Source organism: Zavarzinella sp. (assembly GCA_041399155.1).
Taxonomy (GTDB): Bacteria; Planctomycetota; Planctomycetia; order Gemmatales; family Gemmataceae; genus JAWKTI01.
In genome coordinates, this window is the sequence record JAWKTI010000003.1 from 776,679 (window position 1) to 795,686 (window position 19,008).

Genomic DNA, 19,008 nt, shown 5'->3' on the forward strand with positions numbered 1-19,008 from the left:
CGCAACCCGATTTCAACACAACCGATTAGGTGAAGTAGATGATCAACTATCGAATCAGTTTGGTTTTCAGTTCGCTGACGATCAGATCAAGCTCTTCAAGTGATTTCTGATGCAACTCATCCATGGGGGTTAGTGGTAAGCTGAGAATCTCTTCAAATGCGTGAATCTTGCCGATTCTTTGTCCTCGCTCTTCGCCAAGTTTGATGCCTTCTTCTTTCGCAATTTCTTCAAATGAGGTTACGAACGGCATTTTATTCTCCTGAATTAATTCAATTCGAACTTTATTAAAATCTTTGCGCATTTCTTCTGGTAATTTTAGCAGCCAGTCGAGCAAACGCATAATATCCCATACTTTTTGATCGGTTAAGTTGCGTTGAAAGAGCTGCCGAATTAGGCGGGCTTTATCGTCAAAGCGTAAGTGTGGGTTACCGTGGGTCAGTAAACTTTGAATACTGGCTGCCACGATAAGCCCTACCGGACTACGGTGCATCGTTAATTCATCCAGCCGATCAACATAATCAAGCAGTTTCACCGAATTAAACACGAACTCATTGTGTGTCCCTTTACAACTCAACATGTTGCGATTCACACGCCAATTTGGGTTCTCATCGGCCAGAATTGCAAAGCTGGAAACATTCAGGCCATATTTTTGCCGAATTCTCCAATAGTATTCTGCCATCCGCGAAGCAAAATGGTCATCACGTTGCGCCTGCACCTCAAAGTGAACAAAAATGGTCACGGTCTGGCCGGGGTGCTCTAAATCGTACACCTCAAACAGTGCGTCGGCACGAATCATTCCCGCTTCAGAATCGGGCAACAACGTGCGTAATTCGGTGTCGAGCGAGCGAAAACCTTTCGCCCAGTCGAACGTGGGGTACCACTGCGGGAACAGAAGCTCGAAAATATCAGGCAGATAATTTTCCAGAGTCTCTTTCCAGGGGGAATCAAATTCTCGGGTCATTGTGGGGCCTGCGGGAAAAGATTACATCGCTTTAATTGAAATTTCTTGATGTGGAAACCGGTCATTAAAAAGGTTCATTCGTTCGAAAACCGAATTTAAACTAATGACGTTGATCGATTTCATCCACCCTTACTCGCCGTCATCAACTTCTTCCATCTCCCCCACGGGTGCGGTGGAGGAGGTCTGGTTGTATTGTTTCACTAGTTCCTGCAGGCCAGCGACCGCACCGGACAGCGAGAGTGCTGCCATTTCAAAGTTGGTGTGGGCACTGTAGTTCTTGTATTCCTGCTGAAAAAAGGTCGCTATTTTACCCAGTTTTCCCAGCTTTCCAGCCAGTTTCCGCATGTAACGTGGCAGATCGTTATTTTGTAGTGCGGGTTCGACCGCACGGATCGAATCGTACAAGGTGCGGGGAACTTCGAGCAGTTCTGGATTGTCTGCCGTTTCATCGGCATGTTTCAAAAAGGTGCGTATCATCCACAGGTGGGCGAGATATACCTGCGAACGTGCAACAGCGTCTTCGATCGTCATTGGCTTAGACGTTATCCAATTCCTTGCGAATTTTTCGGATCGCCTTATATTTTTCATCGCTGACGCGATCGACAGAAATCTGCAATTCGCTGGCGATTTCCGGCACTGCCCAGCCTTCGGAAGTCATTTGCAGAATCTGCTGCTGCCGAGTGCTCAACACCTGACGTGCCACATGCTGCACTTCTTCCTGCAATTCATTGCGTTCGGTGGCTGGGATAATTCCACGATCTGCAGTTGCTTCTGGCAAATTACCCCAGCGTTTGGTACGCAAAGTTCGCTTTTTGACAGCATCAATGGCTCGGAAAAACTCGCGTCGTTCCTCGCCTTCGTGCTTCAAAATACCTGCCCAGCGGTCGGCTTCGACCGTCTGCAGCAGCCGAACCAGCACTTCCTGGGTGCAGTCCGACCAGCTATCGGGGTGCAGACGGGCATTCCGCCAGCACGCCTGACAGTACCGGGAAATATCCTTGACCGCATCTGGATTGGGTTGGTTACCAGCGTGGGCTTCGCTGGACAGCGTTGCCAGTGCCGTCCCCACCACCATTGCAGCTACCATTTTGCGTGAAGCATTCAATTTTGACATCTTTGAGCTGCCTTATGTAAGCACGGTAACAATATCTGAATTCACCAGACATTGTACCTGTTTATTCTCGCACATCGACTATATTTTGACAATCCGAGATTGGGAAAACAAATTAATGAGTGAAAACTTTCTCATTTTCGGTCGAAGCTCATGGCGATTAAGGAGTGGATTTCCGGAGATGAAGCTATTTTTTTGTACATTCTGGCACGAGAATTAAATTATTCTAACTTGTGTTAGACTATTTCCAAAACAGCATCAATTCAAAAGAATCATGCAAAAGAAAGCCGCTTACTTTGCACCAGCCGCAATCAATTGATGAGCAATTCGAGTATAACCATACCTCTTAGCTGCGCTTAGCGGGGAATCGCCAGCGCACAGAACATTTGGATCTGCACCTGCATTTAACAGTATAGTAACTAAGACTTCATCTCCTTCTTGAGATGCAGCAAACAAAGCATTATCATGTAGCCCACACGGATCTAGCAGAAACCCATTTGGATCTGCACCAAAATTAAGTAACTGTTTTACTCGGGCAATGTCTTTGGAATAGACTGCATAAACAAGACTAGAATCCAACCTGATTTGTATATCAGTACGGTCATCCCCCCACCGCCGGGCAATAGCTTCCCAAAATGTTAAAGGTTGTACCGCTTTGAGTTTTTGAGCAGGAGAATTCAACCAATCTACTACGAACACTGTCCAAATCAGAAGCACGTATGCAACTATCCATGTAAAAGGAAGGCCAACTTTTTCTTTGTCCAATTCCGACAAACATGAATGATGCTCGGATTGTTTCATACTGTTCCCATTCATATGTGCTATCGATGCACCCAACTCAATCTGGTAAGTACGATTTACACAACTGCTTCACGATCCAAGTCAGAATAGGGGTAATATCCCGCATCTTTCAGCCTGGAAAGTAATTGTCTGCCACCATGTTTCCTGGCAAAATCCATCTCTTGACGAAACACTTCGATGACCAACAACAAACCGAAGTCTGCCATTTTATCATCAAACTTGTACGCGTCAAAGATCAGGCATTTTCCTCCAACCATTTCCATATCATCGGGAAATTCACATGTTTGAAATGGATTCAAAGTTGCAAGCGCACTGTAAGGTGCGACGTGATTCAGGATTGCATCGATATTGAGATGTGCACGTCCAAATGGTGTATTTTCGTTTGTTGCATCATCCACTGACAAATGATGCCTGGTAAACATGACAATTTCGTAGTTTCGAAAGACATCATTCGATGAACCAGAGTTGTGCGTTTCGCAGAGCTCTTTCGTGGCAATCGCACAACCAGAAATGCCATTTGGGTAGTAGTACAGGTCGAGATTGCCGCCAATTGCATAGGGAATCATTGCGTGCATTACAATGTTGTGTTCTTCGCCAAGCAACGTTTCCATCATTGCAGTTTTCTTGTTGTACCATTCATCCATGAGGGAGTCTTCATTATTATCAGCCATGTTGCTCCTGGATTGTCATCTGATCAGTCACTACCAAATGGCCAGCACGAATTAAATTGTTATTAAGATATAACCATCGTTCCCAGTGGCACGCCAGCGGTAAATCGTACCATTGACAGCAATCTTTCGAGATTTTTTCTTGCTGCGAGCCACTTTCTGCCCCAACTTTCGTTAACTACTCGCTATTATTCCAACAAATGCGTTTAAAGCAATAACGAAACTTCCGTCAATTGTGCCTTCCTGTGCGCTCTGCGAGGAGTGGGGTTGCGAAACCGGGTGAGGTCAAAGTATGAAGGCATGTATTCCCGCCTTCGCGGGAATGACGATTCTGGTGGGTATCAATCTATTGGGTGCACTTCGGGTTTTGTAGTGCATTGCCTGCCCGCGCGGGAATGACGGTTGTCTTCAGAATCTCTTCGCGACTTTGCGTGCGAATGCTTTCATAAATTAAAGAAATTCTCTTGTTGGCACTGCGGGCTTTTAAAGAAAGAAAACTAACCGTGGCTAACGCCGTCGGCTCACAAAGCCCTGGGTTCGTGCCACGAAAACAAAGCGAATCCGACGATTGACCCGATGCGTATCATTTGGAGCAGATTGATCGCAGATAAGAGAAGTCATTGCGGAAACTTTTGTACTGCGTGGGGAGATAAATGTGCGACAAATCAATCCCTACTCCGTTTGGGTAGGTCACGCGGGAGACGGGCGTGCGTTTCGAGAAATCTTTGAGCAAGGTATCCGGGCAGTCGTTCAGGTGGCAATCGAAGAAATTGCTATACAAACACCCCGAGAACTCATTTACTTTCGATTCCCCATTATGGATAGCACTGGAAACGGTCCTGAACTTCTCGACATGACGTTAAGTTCTGTGGCAAATCTGATAAGAAATGGGATTCCCTGTCTGGTCTGTTGCGGAGCGGGAATGAGCCGATCACCAGCAATCGTTGCTGCTGCGCTGGCAGTCATTCAAGGGAAAGACTTTGATGAGTGCTTCAGGCTGGTAGTGGCCTGTGGCCCTTCAGATTTATCCCCTGGCCTCTGCGATGAAATGAGAATAGCTACCGAACGGGCAAGAGTATCCGGCTTCGTTGAGTGAGAGCAGTGAAATAGCCTATACACGGAGGGTTTCCTGTAAGAGGACTTCGGAAAGACTGGGTAAAGCATTCTTCAGGCACGAAGTGCCGTCTAGTTTTAGCCTGGTCCGTGAGGGCCAGGTTCGGAACGTAACAATCACGGAAGGCCTCTAAGGCCGTCTCACGTGAACAATGATGCCCCAATTGCTCGCATTAATCCATCTGTAAGCCGTTTTCAACAATCAGCCACGCCCCAATTGCAAATAAGGCGGCCTTACAGGCCTTAGAAATCGAGGAATCTGCCCCCGGCCCTCACGGACGGACTACGATTAGACCGCACTTCGTGACTGAAGAAATTTCACAGGTGTTCTAACGCAGGTTTTAATATTTTGAGTTCAAATCAATTGATTATCTATTTGCGAAAATATTAAATGCTGTTGTTCGCTACCATGAATTACATGAATTAAGCTGGCTAGATAATAGACAGTCAATGGCCCCTTCAGGGCCAAAAGAGAATAAGCCTTTAACAGCCATGATCACAATTACTTGAAAACCGCTCTAAATAATAACAATCGATCTCAATCAATACAGGTGGGCACTTGCCAGTAACATGGCAATATTACTTCCCAATACAGAAGCGGGTGAAGATTTTGTCCAGCAGGTCGTTGGTGTAAACCGCGCCGATCATCTCGCCGATCTGGGCGATTGCCTCCCGAAGTTCCAGTGCCGTCAATTCGGGTGGGTCTTCAAACAAGGTGCGTTGGTGGGCAGCACGAAGGTGATTTAACGCTGTATCCACATGACCCTGACAGCGGCTGAATTGGGTGCCTTCATCGTGCTGCAGGAAATTTCTTGCCCGCGTGTCAATTTCCTGCTTCAAATGCTCGATTCCTGGGTGGGCGACAGCACTGACAGCAATCCCTGTGGGTAATTCCGCACGAAGATCGGCTTTGGTGTGTACTGTCAACACCTCCACATGGTGCGGGAAGGCATCTGCAGGTAATTCATGCTGATGGCTGTCTGTCAGCACCAACACCAGGTGGGCAGAAAATAGCTGTTGCCTTCCCAGGTGCTGCGAACGCGCATCCAACTCATCGGTGGTGGCGTGCCAGCCCGCAGTATCTACCAGTTCCACCACCAGTTGATCCAGTCGCCATTCCGCTACCAGGTAATCCCGGGTGGTGCCCGCAATTGGGCTGGTCAGTGCGGCATCCTGATTCAAAAGTGCGTTAAACAGGGTACTTTTCCCCACGTTGGGTGGGCCTGCCAGCACCACTTTGTAACGATTTTGTAACAACGTGCGGTTTTTTAACTTTTTTTGCAGGTTCATCAGGTGGGCCATCCCAGCACTGATGCGAAGTAACGCATCGCGTTGATCGACAAAGGAAATATCTTCGTCGCTGAAATCCAGCCCCGCCTCCAGGTCGGCCAGCAGATTCATTAGATCGTCCCGCAATGCATGCAGTGGCTGGGAAACATTGCCCGCCAACATCGCCAGCGAATGATTCAACGCTTCGGTGCTGCGAGATTGCACCACTGCCTGTACCGCTTCCGACTGAGCCAGGTCTTTTTTCCCAGCCAGAAACGCCCGCATCGTGAACTCTCCAGGCTGGGCTGGGCGAGCACCGGTGGCGTAGATTGTACTAAGCAGTTGTTCCACAATTGGTGGGGAACCAATCAGATGGATTTCCGCACAATCGTCGCCAGTATATGTCTGTGGGGCGGGCATCCAGCCAATCTGCACAGGAAGTGGGGAATGGATTTCCGGAATCCGTAAGCTGCATTCCCAAAAACCACGTTCTGCCGGTAAATCTGGTGCCAACTGATCGATAATTTCACGGGTAGCTGGGCCAGAAATCCGCACGATACTGCGTGCCGCACTCCCAGGTGGGGATGCAATCGCTGCAATGGTATCGTTAAGACGCAAAGAATGATTCATGAGAAAAAACTAACGCCTGCGGGCACGAAATATATTCATTTTACTCTCATAAGTCCAGATTGCCTTCCCATTGATGTCGTATTCGATCAGTTTTTTCTGGCTGTGGCTGGCAGCAAGGATCCCACCGGTCTGCAGGGCGGTGGCACCCGTAACGTTAGGCGTATTCCAGGTGCGTACCACTTCACCAGTGCGGGAAAATTCCACTACCTTCATCTGTGGGGAAGGCTGGCTGACAAGAATATTGCCATTTCGCAACAGATCGATGCCGCTGGTCCAGGAGGTATCCCGCTTGGAATCAAAAGCAAACAGTTCTTTGAAATCAGCACTGTAGCGCACCACTTTGCCATCATTTCGCAGGCAGATGATCTGGCCATCGGGTGCTTTATAGCCGGCAGTCAGGTTGGCAGAAATCTTGTGGTGGGTCAGTATTTTCCCTTCCCGATTCACTTCAATGAAGCCATCGGTGGCAGAAACGAAGGTATTGCCATTGGGAAGTCGCTGCACGTTGGTGGGGCGGGATGGTAAAGAAGCTGCCCACACTTCTTTGCCTGCAAAATCAAATTCGCGAACGCGATTGCCATCCCATTCGGCTACCAGCACCCGATTTCCGGGCAGCACCACTGCATCCACGGGGTAACGTATCTCGCCTATTTCCCACCGTACCTTGCCATCACGGTCCAGTTCCACCACTCTGCCCACGCTGTTACTGCCCACCTCGCAGACCAGGGTGAAGCCAAGGTAGTTGAAGTTTTCCCGCTGCAGTTGGGCCAGATCAATTGTCTCGCGATTCTCCTGCAGCCAGGCATCCCATGCCGTCCGTGCCTGCTTGCGGGTAGGCAGGTCATCGTTCAGCACCACTTTCGGTGCGTTGGTATCGGCCAGTTGCTGCAGCATATCCAGTGAAGGCCACGAATCACTGGGGGGTAACAATTCCAGCATTTCTACCAGTGTTTGTAATGCAGGTCGATAACCCACGCGGACAAGTTCGATCGCGGTGGCCTGACGCACCAGCAAATTGGCATCAGTAAGCAGCTTTTTGGTTTCTGGCAGCGACTCTTTACTGTGGGATTTAATCAGCGTTCGCATCGTTACCAGACGCACCAATTCGTTCTCGTGGCGTAGTCCCTGAAGCAATTCCCCTGGTATCTGTCTGGTGCGAAGAGCAATACTGGTCATCGATTGTTCAATTTCGCCCACCAATGTATCGTGGGTTTCCAGAAATGGTAAGTAATCCCGCATTACTCCAATTGCTTCAGGTGGGTTGCGGATTGCCAGCAGTCGGGCGATACCATCAGGCACTTTCAAATTCGGACGCTGTTCAATCGATTGAAAACAGTCTTTGGCACGGGTTGCTCGTTCCGCATCGTCATCATCCTGGGCCTGCAGCAGCAGATTCAACACCTTCCCGCCCATCTCCAGTAGTTTTTTGGATGCCATTTCTCGAACTCTGAAGTCAGGGCTGCCCAGTTGATCAATCAACTGAGTTGCCACTGGTAGTTCTGTGGGCAACAGGGTGCGATCGCGAAAGGCTTTTACCAGATTCTCCGCATCATATTTCTCCCACCAACCGGTCCACTGGGCGTGCCCCGTTGGGTTCGCATCCGTGATCCCACGTGGGGCTGTGGAACCCGCAATATTTCGGAGTGCTTCCAACAGAATGAGATTGCTTTCATAATCTGCGGTTTTCAACAGCTCGATCAATTCCCTCACTGCAGGTGCGTAGTTGATCGTCGCAAATTTTAATGAGATTCTCATCCGAACGAATGGATTCGGATCGGAGATCAGTTGCACCAGCGTTGCCTGCGTGGGGGATGAAGTGCTGCGAAACAGTGCCTCTGCTGCAAACGCACGCACCTGCGGGTTATCAGATTTTAACGATTCGATGAGTGTTTGATTAGGCAAGTCTTTCTGATAAGCCAGTGCGGTGAGCGTGTTCAGCAGCACCACCTGCATTTCGCTGGTATGGGAGAAGGGCAGAAATTTGATCAATGTGGGCACCACGATCGGATCGGTTTGGGTAGAAAGCCACTCGAGCGTGCTGATGATGAGGGTTTGATCGTTATTTTCGATGGTACTCAGGCAAGCGGTGGCACGTTTTGCTGCCAAGGGATCGGTTTTGTCATTTGCCACTTTTCTCAACCCAGGCACCACCAGTGGACCGTAGGTCAGCAGTTCGTGCTGGGCTGCGTGTGCAATTGCCGTATCTTTCGAACTCAGTGCAGCAATGAGAGGCGCAAAATCGCCCACATTCGTCTGAATGATTGAATGATTGTCTAATAGTTTTAGTCTTAAGGCCAGGTCTTTGGGGAATTCAGGCAATGCCTCGTCGGCACGGCAAGTGGTACTTCCCAATGCAGACAGAACCAGAACCATGCAGCATAGTTGCTTCATTGTGCACCTCGTTCGACTTCATCCATGAAACTTTCATGATGATAACAGATTCGCGAGAGCAAAAATGAAGAAAAAATGAGAATAGTGAATCGCAGCACGGTGGGCAGTCGAAGGTAGTCAACTTTTTAAGTACAGCGAAAAGATGAAAATCCATTACTACATCAAATCAAGTTGATGAATCTGAATGAAATGCTTCGGGAATGTTGCGAAGAAACAAATATCGCGTGGCTGCCGATTGCCCCATTGGCGGAGGTCAGTTCAACAATCGGTTTGCGGGCAGCACACCAAGAAATCCCCATCGTTCCGGTGGGGAACACTTCTCATTCCCAGTTCCCATTATAATGTGAATAGATAAGGAAATCGGAGTTTTCACGTGGCAGCGATTAAAAATATTGATATCCGCAAGGGTAACGTCTTCATCGGCGAAGATGGGCAGTTGTACCTTTGCCTGGATCGGGATTTGAATACACCGGGTAACTGGCGGGCAATTCTGCAGTTGAAAGTGCGAAACCTGAAGACAGGTTCGATCACCACCAACCGCGTGCGGCCAGATGACAAGGTGGAGCTGGCATACCTGGAAACCAAGGAAATGCAGTATCTCTACCGTGAAGGTGACGATTTCATCTTCATGGATACCGAAACTTTCGATCAGATCCCACTGAATGTCGAATTTGTGGGCGACCAGATGGTCTACCTGAAAGAAAACGACATGGTCAAAGTGACCACGTATGAAGGCAGTCCCATGAGTGTGGAATTGCCGCAAACCGTTGAGCTGAAAGTAATTGAGACAGATCCCACCATCAAAGGTGCTACTGCAGCTGCTCAATACAAGCCAGCAATTCTGGAAACCGGTGCCAAAATCGATGTGCCTTCCTTCATCGAAGTGGGCGAAATCATCAAAATCGATCCCACCGAAGGCAAATATATTGCCCGCGTGGGGAAATCTTAATTAATTTTCATTTCTAAAGTTCTGGATGCGTTGCCACCACTGCTCTCATGATTTTCTCATGCTGTTAGTGGGGCAAATATGGCTAAATTCTCATCATTTGATGGCAGGATACCCGCGTGACTGTTGAAAAAATTCCTCTCAGACATGAAATTGCACCCACTGACACGTGGGAATTAGAACGAATGTTCCCTACCGCACAGGACTGGGAAACCAGTTTCACCACGTGGGAGCAACAAGCCAATGGATACGAACGTTTTCGTGGCACACTTGGTCAGGGACCTGCCACCATTCTGGAATTATTAAAATTCGATGAGGAATGCGAGCGGTTGGGCGATCGTTTAGGCACCTACGCCTTTCTTCGCGAGGCGGAAGATATCACCAACACCGATTCGCAAGGTCGCAAAGGTCGGTTTTATGGTGTTGCCGCACGTTTTGCAGAAGCGGCCAGCTTCATCACACCGGAATTGCTGTCGCTACCCGATGAGACTTTGCAAAGCTACCTAAGTTCTGCTGAATTAAGCACTTACAAACTTTGGCTGACCCGCCTGACTCGGTACAAGCCCCACACATTGACCGAAGCGGAAGAACGCCTGCTGGCGATGCTGGTGGAAGTGATGCAGACCCCCAGCAACACATTTGACCAACTCACCGATGCCGACATGCAGTTCGGCGAAATTGAAATGGAACCCGGCTACACCATCGAATTGACCCAGGGGTCGCTCATGGTGTGCCTGGAAAGCCCGAACCGTGCGGTGCGGGAGCAGGCATTCAGACAGTTCTACAAAGAGTTTGAATCCCACGCCAATACCCTGGCTGCCACCTACTCAGGCTCGGTGCGGCAGGATGTCTACAATGCCCGCGTGCGAAATTACCCTTCCGCACGTGCGGCGGCAATGTTTCCCGACAATGTGTCCGAAACGGTTTACGACAACCTGATTCTGGCTGTGCGGCAGAATCTGCCTGCGGTGCACCGTTACTATGAATTGCGACGCAAGGCAATGCAGTTGCCAGACATTCATTTTTACGATGTCTATGTGCCGATTCTCAGCGATATTGAAAAACACCACACCTGGGATCAGGCCGTCGATGCTGTCATTGCGTCGCTGCACCCACTGGGGCAGGAATATTGCACTGTTCTGGAACAGGGACTGCGGGGACGCTGGTGCGACCGCTACGAAAACAAAGGGAAGCACAGTGGGGCGTTCAGCAGTGGCTGTTTCGACAGCGACCCTTACATATTAATGAATTTTAAGGAATCAATCCTCGACCACGTGTATACGTTGACGCACGAAGCGGGCCATTCGATGCATTCGTGGTACAGCCGCAAGAATCAGCCTTTTCAATATGCCAATTACACCATCTTCGTGGCGGAAGTGGCCAGCACATTCAACGAGCAGTTGCTTGGCAAGCACCTCTACCAGCACGCCAGCGACGACCGTGAGCGAGCCTACTACATCAATCGTGAGCTGGATGATATTCGCAAGACAATCATTCGGCAGACAATGTTTGCTGAATTCGAGCACCGGATTCATGCGATGGCAGAGGCCAACGACGCACTGACTCTGGCCAGCATTCGAGCCACCTACCAGGAGTTGCTTGAAGCCTATTTTGGCCCGAACTTCATGCTGGACCCAGAGTTAAGTCTGGAAGGCCTGCGAATCCCGCACTTCTACCGTGCGTTCTACGTTTATAAGTACTCCACCGGGCTGGCAGCAGCCATCGCCTTGGCGGATCGTGTGATCAACGGTGGGCAACAGGAATTGAACGACTACCTGAATTTCCTGAAATCGGGTGCGTCGAAAGACCCACTGGAGCTGTTGCGGGATGCCGGCGTAGATATGAGCACGCCAGAACCTGTAAATAAGGCACTGCAACGATTCAGCACACTGACGGACGAGCTGGAAAGACTACTCAATTTGTAGTCTTGATAAAACATAAATTGCGATTCTCCATGGTTGTAATCCAGTTAAAGTAAAAGTGTTTTCTTTTTTTGAATTCTCACATTTTAATCAGGTGAGTAGAATTTGCTTTGTCGCGAGTTGTAACCTCTACAGCAGTCTATCCGGATTAACCAAACAGTCCGTAGATTGCTTGATAGTTGACGAGCAGCTGGGAGATGGCATCAAATGAGCAGAATATTGCAACGAAGTGGTATCTGGTTTATGGTTTGCGCTTTCTTAGCAGGCTGTTCCTCTGACTCTGAGACACCTCAACAGGAGTCAAATATCTCACTCTCCGAGGCGAGAAAGGGATTCAAAACACAACTGGTTCGCCGCGAGAATACAGATTTGCCGCTGCCCAATCCGCCCGCTGAGCTGTTTCGATCGTTGCGGTTTTCCGCTCCTAGCGGCGAGTTGCTCGCTTACCTGACACCCGACCCAGGAGATGGGAAAAAGCATCCAGCGATCATCTGGATCACTGGCGGCAATTCCAGTTCGCTTGATGACGGCATGTGGAAAGCGCTTCCGTCTGGTGATGAAACTGCCAGCGGTTTTCGGGAAGCAGGAATCTTGATGATGTTTCCAACCTTGCGTGGTGGAAGTAAAAACCCTGGTGTTCATGAGGGATTTTTCGGGGAAGTTGATGACGTTATCGCCGCCACAGACTTTCTTGCGAAGCAGCCCTACGTTGATCAGGATAGAATCTATCTTGGGGGGCTCAGTTGCGGTGGAACACTTGCACTCTTAAACCAAAATCAGATTGAAAATCGGAGTTTTTCCGCTTGAGGATCGACTTCAAATCTTGGCCACAGTCTTTTAATTATTTCATCCGGAGTTTCATTCAATGTATCGATGAATCCTTTGCAAGCGTCGAACAAGTCACGCAAGGTTGCAAAACAACAATGTTGCGTGACCTCTTCACGCATCCATTTCCATAACCCTTCAATGGGATTGAAATCGGGACTATAACTGGGCAAAACTACTATTTCGATGTCCAACTCGCTGGCTTTGGTTCGAACGAACTTCGCCTTGTGCCAAGGTGCTCCATCCCAAATTACCACAACACGTCGACCTTGTCTTTCTACCCAATCGTTCACTCGGTGCAAAAATTCAGCCGTGTTTTCCTTGTTGCATTTGCCTTCGTTCCAGATCAAACATGCACCAGCACTGAAATTGTAAGCACCATACCAGTTGATGCGATCGGACAGCGGAGGGCAATCACTCACTCGCCAAGCCGATTCTCCCTTGCGCCACCAAGTATAGCCCAAGTCCATATCACGATGAAAATGGGATTCATCAATATAAATGATCACGATATCGCCGCGACACATGTGCTGGTACATATCCGCGAACTGTTTCAGGTATTCGGCCCGCTTTTCAGGGTCCCCTTTGCCGAACAGTTTCTTGCATTTCTTCCAGCTCAATCCCGCTAATTGCAGGATCCGCCGCACGGTATTCCGAGATACATACCGCTGGAATTGACAACCGATCCAGTTGCACAACTTCCTGATCGTCCATCCGTGGCCTGGCAATTGGTGATCTACCGGATCGCTTTTCAGAACGGCATCAACGATCTGCTCTATCTGCGACTGGACAAAAGGGGGACACGGCCGCCAGTACGCCGATAAATCAAGGCGTCAGGTCCATGGTTGTTATATTTATGAACCCAGTTCAACAACACATCGTCGCAACGTCCAATTTCTGCGGCATAAGCAGTTGCGTTAGTGTGACCAAGAGCAATTTGGTACAAAGCCATAAACCGCTCCCGAGTACGAGGATGCTCGGATTCCAGAGCCAGGCGACGCAAATCATCGGTGGTTTGATTCCATTTAGTAGTGTTCGGTCGGATCATCCTTGATCTCCAAAGGTTGGTCGACTTGCCTAGGTTGAACATTCTGACCAGCTTAACATAACTCACCAAATCTGTAAACACCGATTTTCAATCTGATTTTGGTTTAGTAGCTGAGTCATCAGACCGCTATCGTGCCGTCTTCGCATTTGGTGCGGCGGATACGCCACTCAGGCACAGCCCGGAATACACGTTTTGCGACCCTTCGAACAGAAAGGAAATTCAACTACGCTCACCGATCCGTTGGCTCGACTCGATTAAAAATCCGACGTTTATCATTGAAGGTACGATTCAAAGCAATCTAGTGCTTTGTCACATCTAAAAAGTCGGATTGGCAATTCCAGTCAAATCTGCGATACTGCATGGTACAAGGAGTTTGCCATGCGGAAGTTGTATATCATTCGACTGACAAAGCAAGAACGAGTCGAGCTTCAGAGTGTCGTCAAGAAGTTGAAGGGAACCGGGCAGAAAGTTCGACGTGCTCAGATTCTGCTGAAGGCAGATGCCGATGGTCCGAATTGGACTGATGAGCGTATTGCCGAGGCGTTTTCGTGTCGGACTAGAACCGTGGAACGGCTTCGCCAGCGGTTCGTCGAGCAAGGATTTGAAGAAACGCTCAACCGAGCTAAACGTCAGCAACCACCCGTGGATAAGCTATTGACGGGCGACCAAGAGGCCCGCATCATCGCGACTCGGCTTGGGCCGCCTCCGAAAGGCTACAACAACTGGACGCTTCGGTTGCTGGCACGCAAGGTCGTGGAGTTGGAAATCGTGGAGTCGGTGAGCTACGAAACGGTCCGACGCACGCTAAAAAAATGGCATGACGAATCGGAAGATTGAATATTGGGTGATTCCTCCGGAGGCGGACGCCGAGTTTGTCGCCCATATGGAAGATGTGCTGGAAACCTACGAAAAACCGTACGATCCGAACGTGCCGGTCCTGTGCATGGACGAACAACCGGTGCAGTTGTTGAAAGAAACACGCGTTCCTATTCCCGCCACGGCCCAACATGCCAAGCGGGTTGACTACGAATACGAACGAGCGGGCACGGCGGCTATCTTCATGTTTACCGAACCGCTGGTCGGTTGGCGTGAAGTCTCCGTTCGCGAACGGAGGACGAAGATTGACTGGGCCATCGAAATGGCTCGGTTGTTGGAGGGTCGCTATGCGTCATGTGCCAAAGTGATCGTGGTGTGTGACAACCTCAACACCCACACCAAGGGCGCGTTCTATGAAGCGTTTGAACCCGCGCGTGCGCGGACCTTGGTTCGACGGATCGAATTCTGCTACACACCCAAGCATGGAAGTTGGCTGAACATCGCAGAGAATGAACTGAGTTCGTTAACCCGCCAATGTGTCGCGGACCGTCGCTTTGAAGATGTTGCCACTTTGAGTGAAGAAACCGAGGCATGGTCGAACGATGTCAACACCACACAGCGTGGCGTTGACTGGCAAATGAAGATCGACGAAGCACGAACGAAATTAAAATCGGTTTACCCGACAATTAAGTCGTGACAGAGCACTAGCCTCTTTGGAAAACATGAAACGTGTATCGAAAAACTCACTCATTCAGTTCATTCCTGTGGAAGGGGCTGGACATGTGTCGGTGCTAGCGCCAATTGTTCGATTGCTCGCTGAGAAGATTGTCAATGATTCAGGTGAACGATGCAATATTCAAATGACTGGGGAAGAGGCAAGCCGGCATTTTTGGAAATGATGACACTGTTTTTTGGCTTCGATTTCACAACTGGAGCGTTTCTGAATTTGCTCTAGCGACAAATACTTAATGCTGTTGTTCGCAATCTTGAATTACATGAATTGAGCTGGATAGATAATAAGTGGTCTTTGGCCCCCTCTGGGCCAAGAACTTAACAGCCATGATTTTAATTACTCGAAACCCGCTCTAGCGGTGCGGCAGTCGAGCTGGGCCGCGACCTTTGGTGTCTAATTTCGAGAACAAGAAGTTGCCAATATCTTCGAATATATTGCGGTCTGCTGCAGCCTGTTCTTCTTCGATTTGGTGAAGCGGTTTTCCAAACACTATGTCAACTGATTCACTGTCTGTTCGGCTGTCACCATTTCGATAAATATAATCGACTTCACCATCATTTACCGTGCTATACACATTAGTATAGTTGCGTGAACCGCCATGAAGCCAGTCGTTGCCTTCTCCGCCATCAATGTTATCGATGCCCGTTCCGCCCCAGATGATATCGATACCCGTTCCGCCAGTTAGGAAATCGTTTCCCGAATTGCCTTCGATATCATCGTCGCCTGCTTCACCCCAAATAAAATCTCTACCATCACCACCAAAGAGTCTATCCTCGCCACTTCCACCATAGATGGTATCAGCTCCATTGCCGCCGTAGACGATATCGTTACCGCCCGCTGCATAGACGGTATCGTTACCGCTTCCTGCAAAAATATTATCGGCACCGTTATTGCCGTAGATGGTATCGTCCCCCTCACCACCATCTACATATTCCGGACGTGTAGAGGCACTGTCGTATCGGGTGCTTGTGTGGATCGCATCATTTCCCCAACCGCCGAGAATCACATCACTGTCGTTTCCACCGATGAGCAAGTCATCTCCTGATTCGCCGGAAACAAGATCGGTGCCATCGCGGCCATCAATTTCATCATTTCCCCAGCCACCATAGAGGAAATCGTTTCCGTCACTTCCGTATATCAGATCGTTTCCATCACCGCCATATATTTTGTCGGAGTACTGGTCGCTATTACGTCTTGGGCTTGTCCAGTCTCCAAAGAGCCTGTCGTCTCCCCCGCGGCCTTCGATTTGATCATTCCCAAAACTTCCGACAATAATATCTCTACTTTCGCCTCCAATCAGCAGATCATCTCCAGCTCCACCGTCGATCGTGTTATCACCATTTCCACCAAAAATGGAATCTGAACCATCAGAACCGTATAATCGATCCGGGCCATCTCCGCCTTCTATCCAATCATTACCATCTCCGCCCGAAATCGTATCTTCGCTGTTCTCACCATATAGAAAATCATTGCCGTCGCCGCCATTGATGGTGTCATTACCGTCGCCACCATATATCACGTCATTGCCTTCATTGCCGTAAATTGTGTCATTTCCTCGGCCACCAAGGATAAAATCGTTCGCATACTTCGAGCCATAAATCGTGTCATTGCCATCTCCACCAATAATAACTATGTTTTGAAAAGTATTCTCTGCAAAAATGAAGTCGTCGTCTCCAAGCCCGTTCACAGTAATTTGGCTGATAGGACCAGTTACAAATGATCCAACAGAACCATCTGAATAGGTGATTGGTACGATACCAGCCAGCGTACGAACCGAGCTGCTCAATTGATCGACTACGATTTGATCTCGCATTTCCGTTCCCTCGACATATAGAGCGCGAGTGTTGACATCGAACGTGGCAGTGATATTCGCCGCAGGCACTTCGCGAGATTCGAGACTTTCGAGTTTCAGAACAGTCTGCTTTTGCAGTGATGTTGTGTTAGACTGGCCGATCAGTTTTGAAATTAAACGTAGCATTGACCTTCTCCGGTAAGGAAATCTGTCTGGTAAAAACCGTCTCACCAGTTCAATCGCCGTGCGGATGCCAGCCGGACAAAGAATGCCAAGATTATTTCAGAAAGGTGAAAAGTTTGTGTCAGCCGCCGTACATGCTTTTGCGGGCGAAATTAGCGGAATGATTTTAGTTGCAGCAGCATGAATTCTTGTAGTTAAAAGAATTTCTGACAAAACACTCGATTCGAAGTGAACTCTACTTGGGCATAATCAGGGCGGGTGCGGGGCGAAAGTCAGGCACAATTTCCGGTAGTGGTGCCGGTTTTTTCGGCTCCAAAACGATCGGTTTTTTCATTTCCGATACAGGTGGTGGGGGCAATTCGGGTAATTTCAGTTCTTTAGGATCACCCACCTTGGGAATCGTAACTGCTGGTTTGGCAGGAACTTCCAGCGATTTTTCCGGCAGTGAAGCAGGAGTGGTTGCCATCGGCAAGCCCAACGAAGCGGACCGTTCACTTGGCTTCGGTTTCACAGGCACTTCCACCGGTGGCAGAGGTTCTGGAACACGTGGCAGCAATTGTTCGGGCAATTTGGGAACCCCTACAGGTAGCTCCACGCGTTTTTCGGCAGAGTTTGGCAGGGTGGGCACCAATTCCGGGCCATTTACCAGACGCAAATCGCTTTTGTCCTTGCGGTCAGGCAACTTCAATTGCGGCTTTTCTGGTTTCATTTCTGGCTTCTTTGGTGGATCGGGCAATCGTGGTTCCACGGGAACGACAGGCGCTGTTGGTGCCTCCGTTACAGGAACTTCATGCACCACAATCGGTTGCATAGTGCCTGGAAATTGCCGCCACTGCGTGGGGTAATAGCCAAAATAGGGCTGATACTGAACTCGCGACATGTGCGTTGGGACTTCCACGTGGTGCGAGTGATGACCAATCGTACCAGCGACGCGTCTGATATTGGGATCAACTGGTGGCAATGGTTCTGGCGCACGTACCGTGGGGCGGGCGTCTGGTCCGACTAGGGGACTGCTTGCCGTTTTCGTTTGGGCCAGGGCTGTGCAGGTCATTGCACCGCACAATACAGCCGTGGTGAATAGTCGACGTTCCATCGTCTTGATCCTTATGCTGCGAGCCAGTTATCTTGTTACTTTTGTGCCGGAGGGCTGATTTGTCCTGGTGTGCCAGTGCCACCCGAACTGCTCCCTGATTTCCCAGTACGATTTCCACCAAAGCCATTTCCGGAAGATCCCAGTACAGAACTGCTGCGGCCGGTGCCCAGGCCAGAACCAGATGAGCCCAGCGTGCTGCCAGAACTGGAGTTGCCTCCGAGATTCAGAAAGTAGTTGCCGGTATTCAAAAATCGCACGCGGGTGCCCACGTTCAAACCAGGATTCACCTGTTCGCTCGTAGCACTGCCCCCGCTGTAGATTTCCTGCTGCAACGTCTGCAGAGCTTCCCGCACATTATTCTGTGGGCGAACAATGCCATAATAATTGCCGACAACAGAACCGCCCCCACGCAGCAGATTCAGGTAAGGACTGAAGCCAGGCGAGCCGGAAGTCCCGATACCACCAGGAGATGCGCTGCTGAAGCCACCTGAAAAACCGCCTCCCGGCGATCCCCCACGTGGGAGAAACTGGGCGTGCACCGTGTTTCCACAGAGCACCACGACAGCAACGAGCAGAAGCATTTTTATCTTCATGATTCTTCACCAACATCTTATATAGCAATGGGGCTATATTTATAATCGAATATTAAGGCAGCTATCAGTGTTCCACGTGGAACATTCTACTATTATTGTACCATGATTAGAGG

Annotated in this window: 18 protein-coding genes; 7 read left to right on the top strand and 11 right to left on the bottom strand. The window is 49.4% G+C overall.

Annotation, left to right across the window (positions count from 1 at the left end; all coding sequences use genetic code 11):
- Positions 1-46 precede the first annotated feature (46 nt).
- The 5 genes from R3B84_17470 to R3B84_17490 form a co-directional block, all read right to left on the bottom strand.
- Positions 47-961: a hypothetical protein gene (locus tag R3B84_17470; GenBank protein MEZ6142351.1), complete on the bottom strand. Its 915-nt coding sequence runs from the start codon at positions 959-961 to the stop codon at positions 47-49.
- Between the two features lie 129 nt (positions 962-1,090).
- Positions 1,091-1,492: a hypothetical protein gene (locus R3B84_17475; protein ID MEZ6142352.1), complete on the bottom strand. Its 402-nt coding sequence runs from the start codon at positions 1,490-1,492 to the stop codon at positions 1,091-1,093.
- A gap of 4 nt (positions 1,493-1,496) precedes the next feature.
- Positions 1,497-2,075, bottom strand: coding sequence for a sigma-70 family RNA polymerase sigma factor (locus R3B84_17480; GenBank protein ID MEZ6142353.1), 579 nt, complete (start codon positions 2,073-2,075; stop codon positions 1,497-1,499).
- 288 nt (positions 2,076-2,363) lie between these two features.
- Positions 2,364-2,873: an ankyrin repeat domain-containing protein gene (locus tag R3B84_17485; GenBank protein MEZ6142354.1), complete on the bottom strand. Its 510-nt coding sequence runs from the start codon at positions 2,871-2,873 to the stop codon at positions 2,364-2,366.
- A 56-nt stretch (positions 2,874-2,929) separates the two neighbouring features.
- Positions 2,930-3,544 (bottom strand): hypothetical protein, encoded by a 615-nt coding sequence (locus tag R3B84_17490; protein MEZ6142355.1) that lies wholly within the window; start codon positions 3,542-3,544, stop codon positions 2,930-2,932.
- A 652-nt stretch (positions 3,545-4,196) separates the two neighbouring features.
- Here R3B84_17490 and R3B84_17495 point away from each other — a divergent pair.
- Entirely contained in the window at positions 4,197-4,637 is a 441-nt protein-coding gene (locus R3B84_17495; protein MEZ6142356.1) for a hypothetical protein, read from the top strand.
- A 596-nt stretch (positions 4,638-5,233) separates the two neighbouring features.
- Here R3B84_17495 and R3B84_17500 read toward each other — a convergent pair.
- Complete coding sequence (locus R3B84_17500; protein MEZ6142357.1) at positions 5,234-6,553, bottom strand: tRNA modification GTPase; 1,320 nt, start codon at positions 6,551-6,553, stop codon at positions 5,234-5,236.
- 9 nt (positions 6,554-6,562) lie between these two features.
- Complete coding sequence (locus tag R3B84_17505; protein MEZ6142358.1) at positions 6,563-8,944, bottom strand: HEAT repeat domain-containing protein; 2,382 nt, start codon at positions 8,942-8,944, stop codon at positions 6,563-6,565.
- A gap of 373 nt (positions 8,945-9,317) precedes the next feature.
- Between R3B84_17505 and efp the strand changes: the two genes are divergently transcribed.
- The 3 genes from efp to R3B84_17520 all read left to right on the top strand — a co-directional run bounded on the left by efp (position 9,318) and on the right by R3B84_17520 (position 12,619).
- The gene (gene efp / locus R3B84_17510) at positions 9,318-9,893 is read left to right on the top strand and encodes an elongation factor P (GenBank protein ID MEZ6142359.1); all 576 of its coding nucleotides are present in this window, start codon (positions 9,318-9,320) and stop codon (positions 9,891-9,893) included.
- 116 nt (positions 9,894-10,009) lie between these two features.
- Positions 10,010-11,815, top strand: coding sequence for an oligoendopeptidase F (pepF, locus tag R3B84_17515; protein MEZ6142360.1), 1,806 nt, complete (start codon positions 10,010-10,012; stop codon positions 11,813-11,815).
- 204 nt (positions 11,816-12,019) lie between these two features.
- Complete coding sequence (locus R3B84_17520; protein MEZ6142361.1) at positions 12,020-12,619, top strand: prolyl oligopeptidase family serine peptidase; 600 nt, start codon at positions 12,020-12,022, stop codon at positions 12,617-12,619.
- Here the strand turns inward: R3B84_17520 and R3B84_17525 are convergent.
- Positions 12,589-13,365: an IS630 family transposase gene (locus tag R3B84_17525; protein ID MEZ6142362.1), complete on the bottom strand. Its 777-nt coding sequence runs from the start codon at positions 13,363-13,365 to the stop codon at positions 12,589-12,591. The two genes, R3B84_17520 and R3B84_17525, sit on opposite strands and share 31 nt — an antisense overlap.
- On the opposite strand from R3B84_17525, the gene R3B84_17530 reads away from it, so the two are divergent.
- The 3 genes from R3B84_17530 to R3B84_17540 all read left to right on the top strand — a co-directional run bounded on the left by R3B84_17530 (position 13,312) and on the right by R3B84_17540 (position 15,198).
- Positions 13,312-13,461 (top strand): hypothetical protein, encoded by a 150-nt coding sequence (locus R3B84_17530; GenBank protein ID MEZ6142363.1) that lies wholly within the window; start codon positions 13,312-13,314, stop codon positions 13,459-13,461. The genes R3B84_17525 and R3B84_17530 overlap by 54 nt on opposite strands.
- Positions 13,462-14,063: 602 nt before the next feature.
- A complete protein-coding gene (locus tag R3B84_17535; protein ID MEZ6142364.1) occupies positions 14,064-14,522 on the top strand; it encodes a helix-turn-helix domain-containing protein in 459 nt (152 codons plus the stop codon).
- Entirely contained in the window at positions 14,503-15,198 is a 696-nt protein-coding gene (locus R3B84_17540; GenBank protein ID MEZ6142365.1) for an IS630 family transposase, read from the top strand. Before R3B84_17535 ends, R3B84_17540 begins: the two co-directional genes overlap by 20 nt.
- 388 nt (positions 15,199-15,586) lie before the next feature.
- On the opposite strand, the gene R3B84_17545 is transcribed toward R3B84_17540, so the two are convergent.
- From R3B84_17545 to R3B84_17555, 3 genes are all read right to left on the bottom strand, one after another.
- A complete protein-coding gene (locus R3B84_17545) occupies positions 15,587-17,212 on the bottom strand; it encodes a calcium-binding protein (protein ID MEZ6142366.1) in 1,626 nt (541 codons plus the stop codon).
- A 232-nt stretch (positions 17,213-17,444) separates the two neighbouring features.
- Positions 17,445-18,302 (bottom strand): hypothetical protein, encoded by an 858-nt coding sequence (locus tag R3B84_17550; protein MEZ6142367.1) that lies wholly within the window; start codon positions 18,300-18,302, stop codon positions 17,445-17,447.
- A gap of 35 nt (positions 18,303-18,337) precedes the next feature.
- A complete protein-coding gene (locus R3B84_17555) occupies positions 18,338-18,895 on the bottom strand; it encodes a hypothetical protein (protein MEZ6142368.1) in 558 nt (185 codons plus the stop codon).
- Between the last annotated feature and the right edge of the window lie 113 nt (positions 18,896-19,008).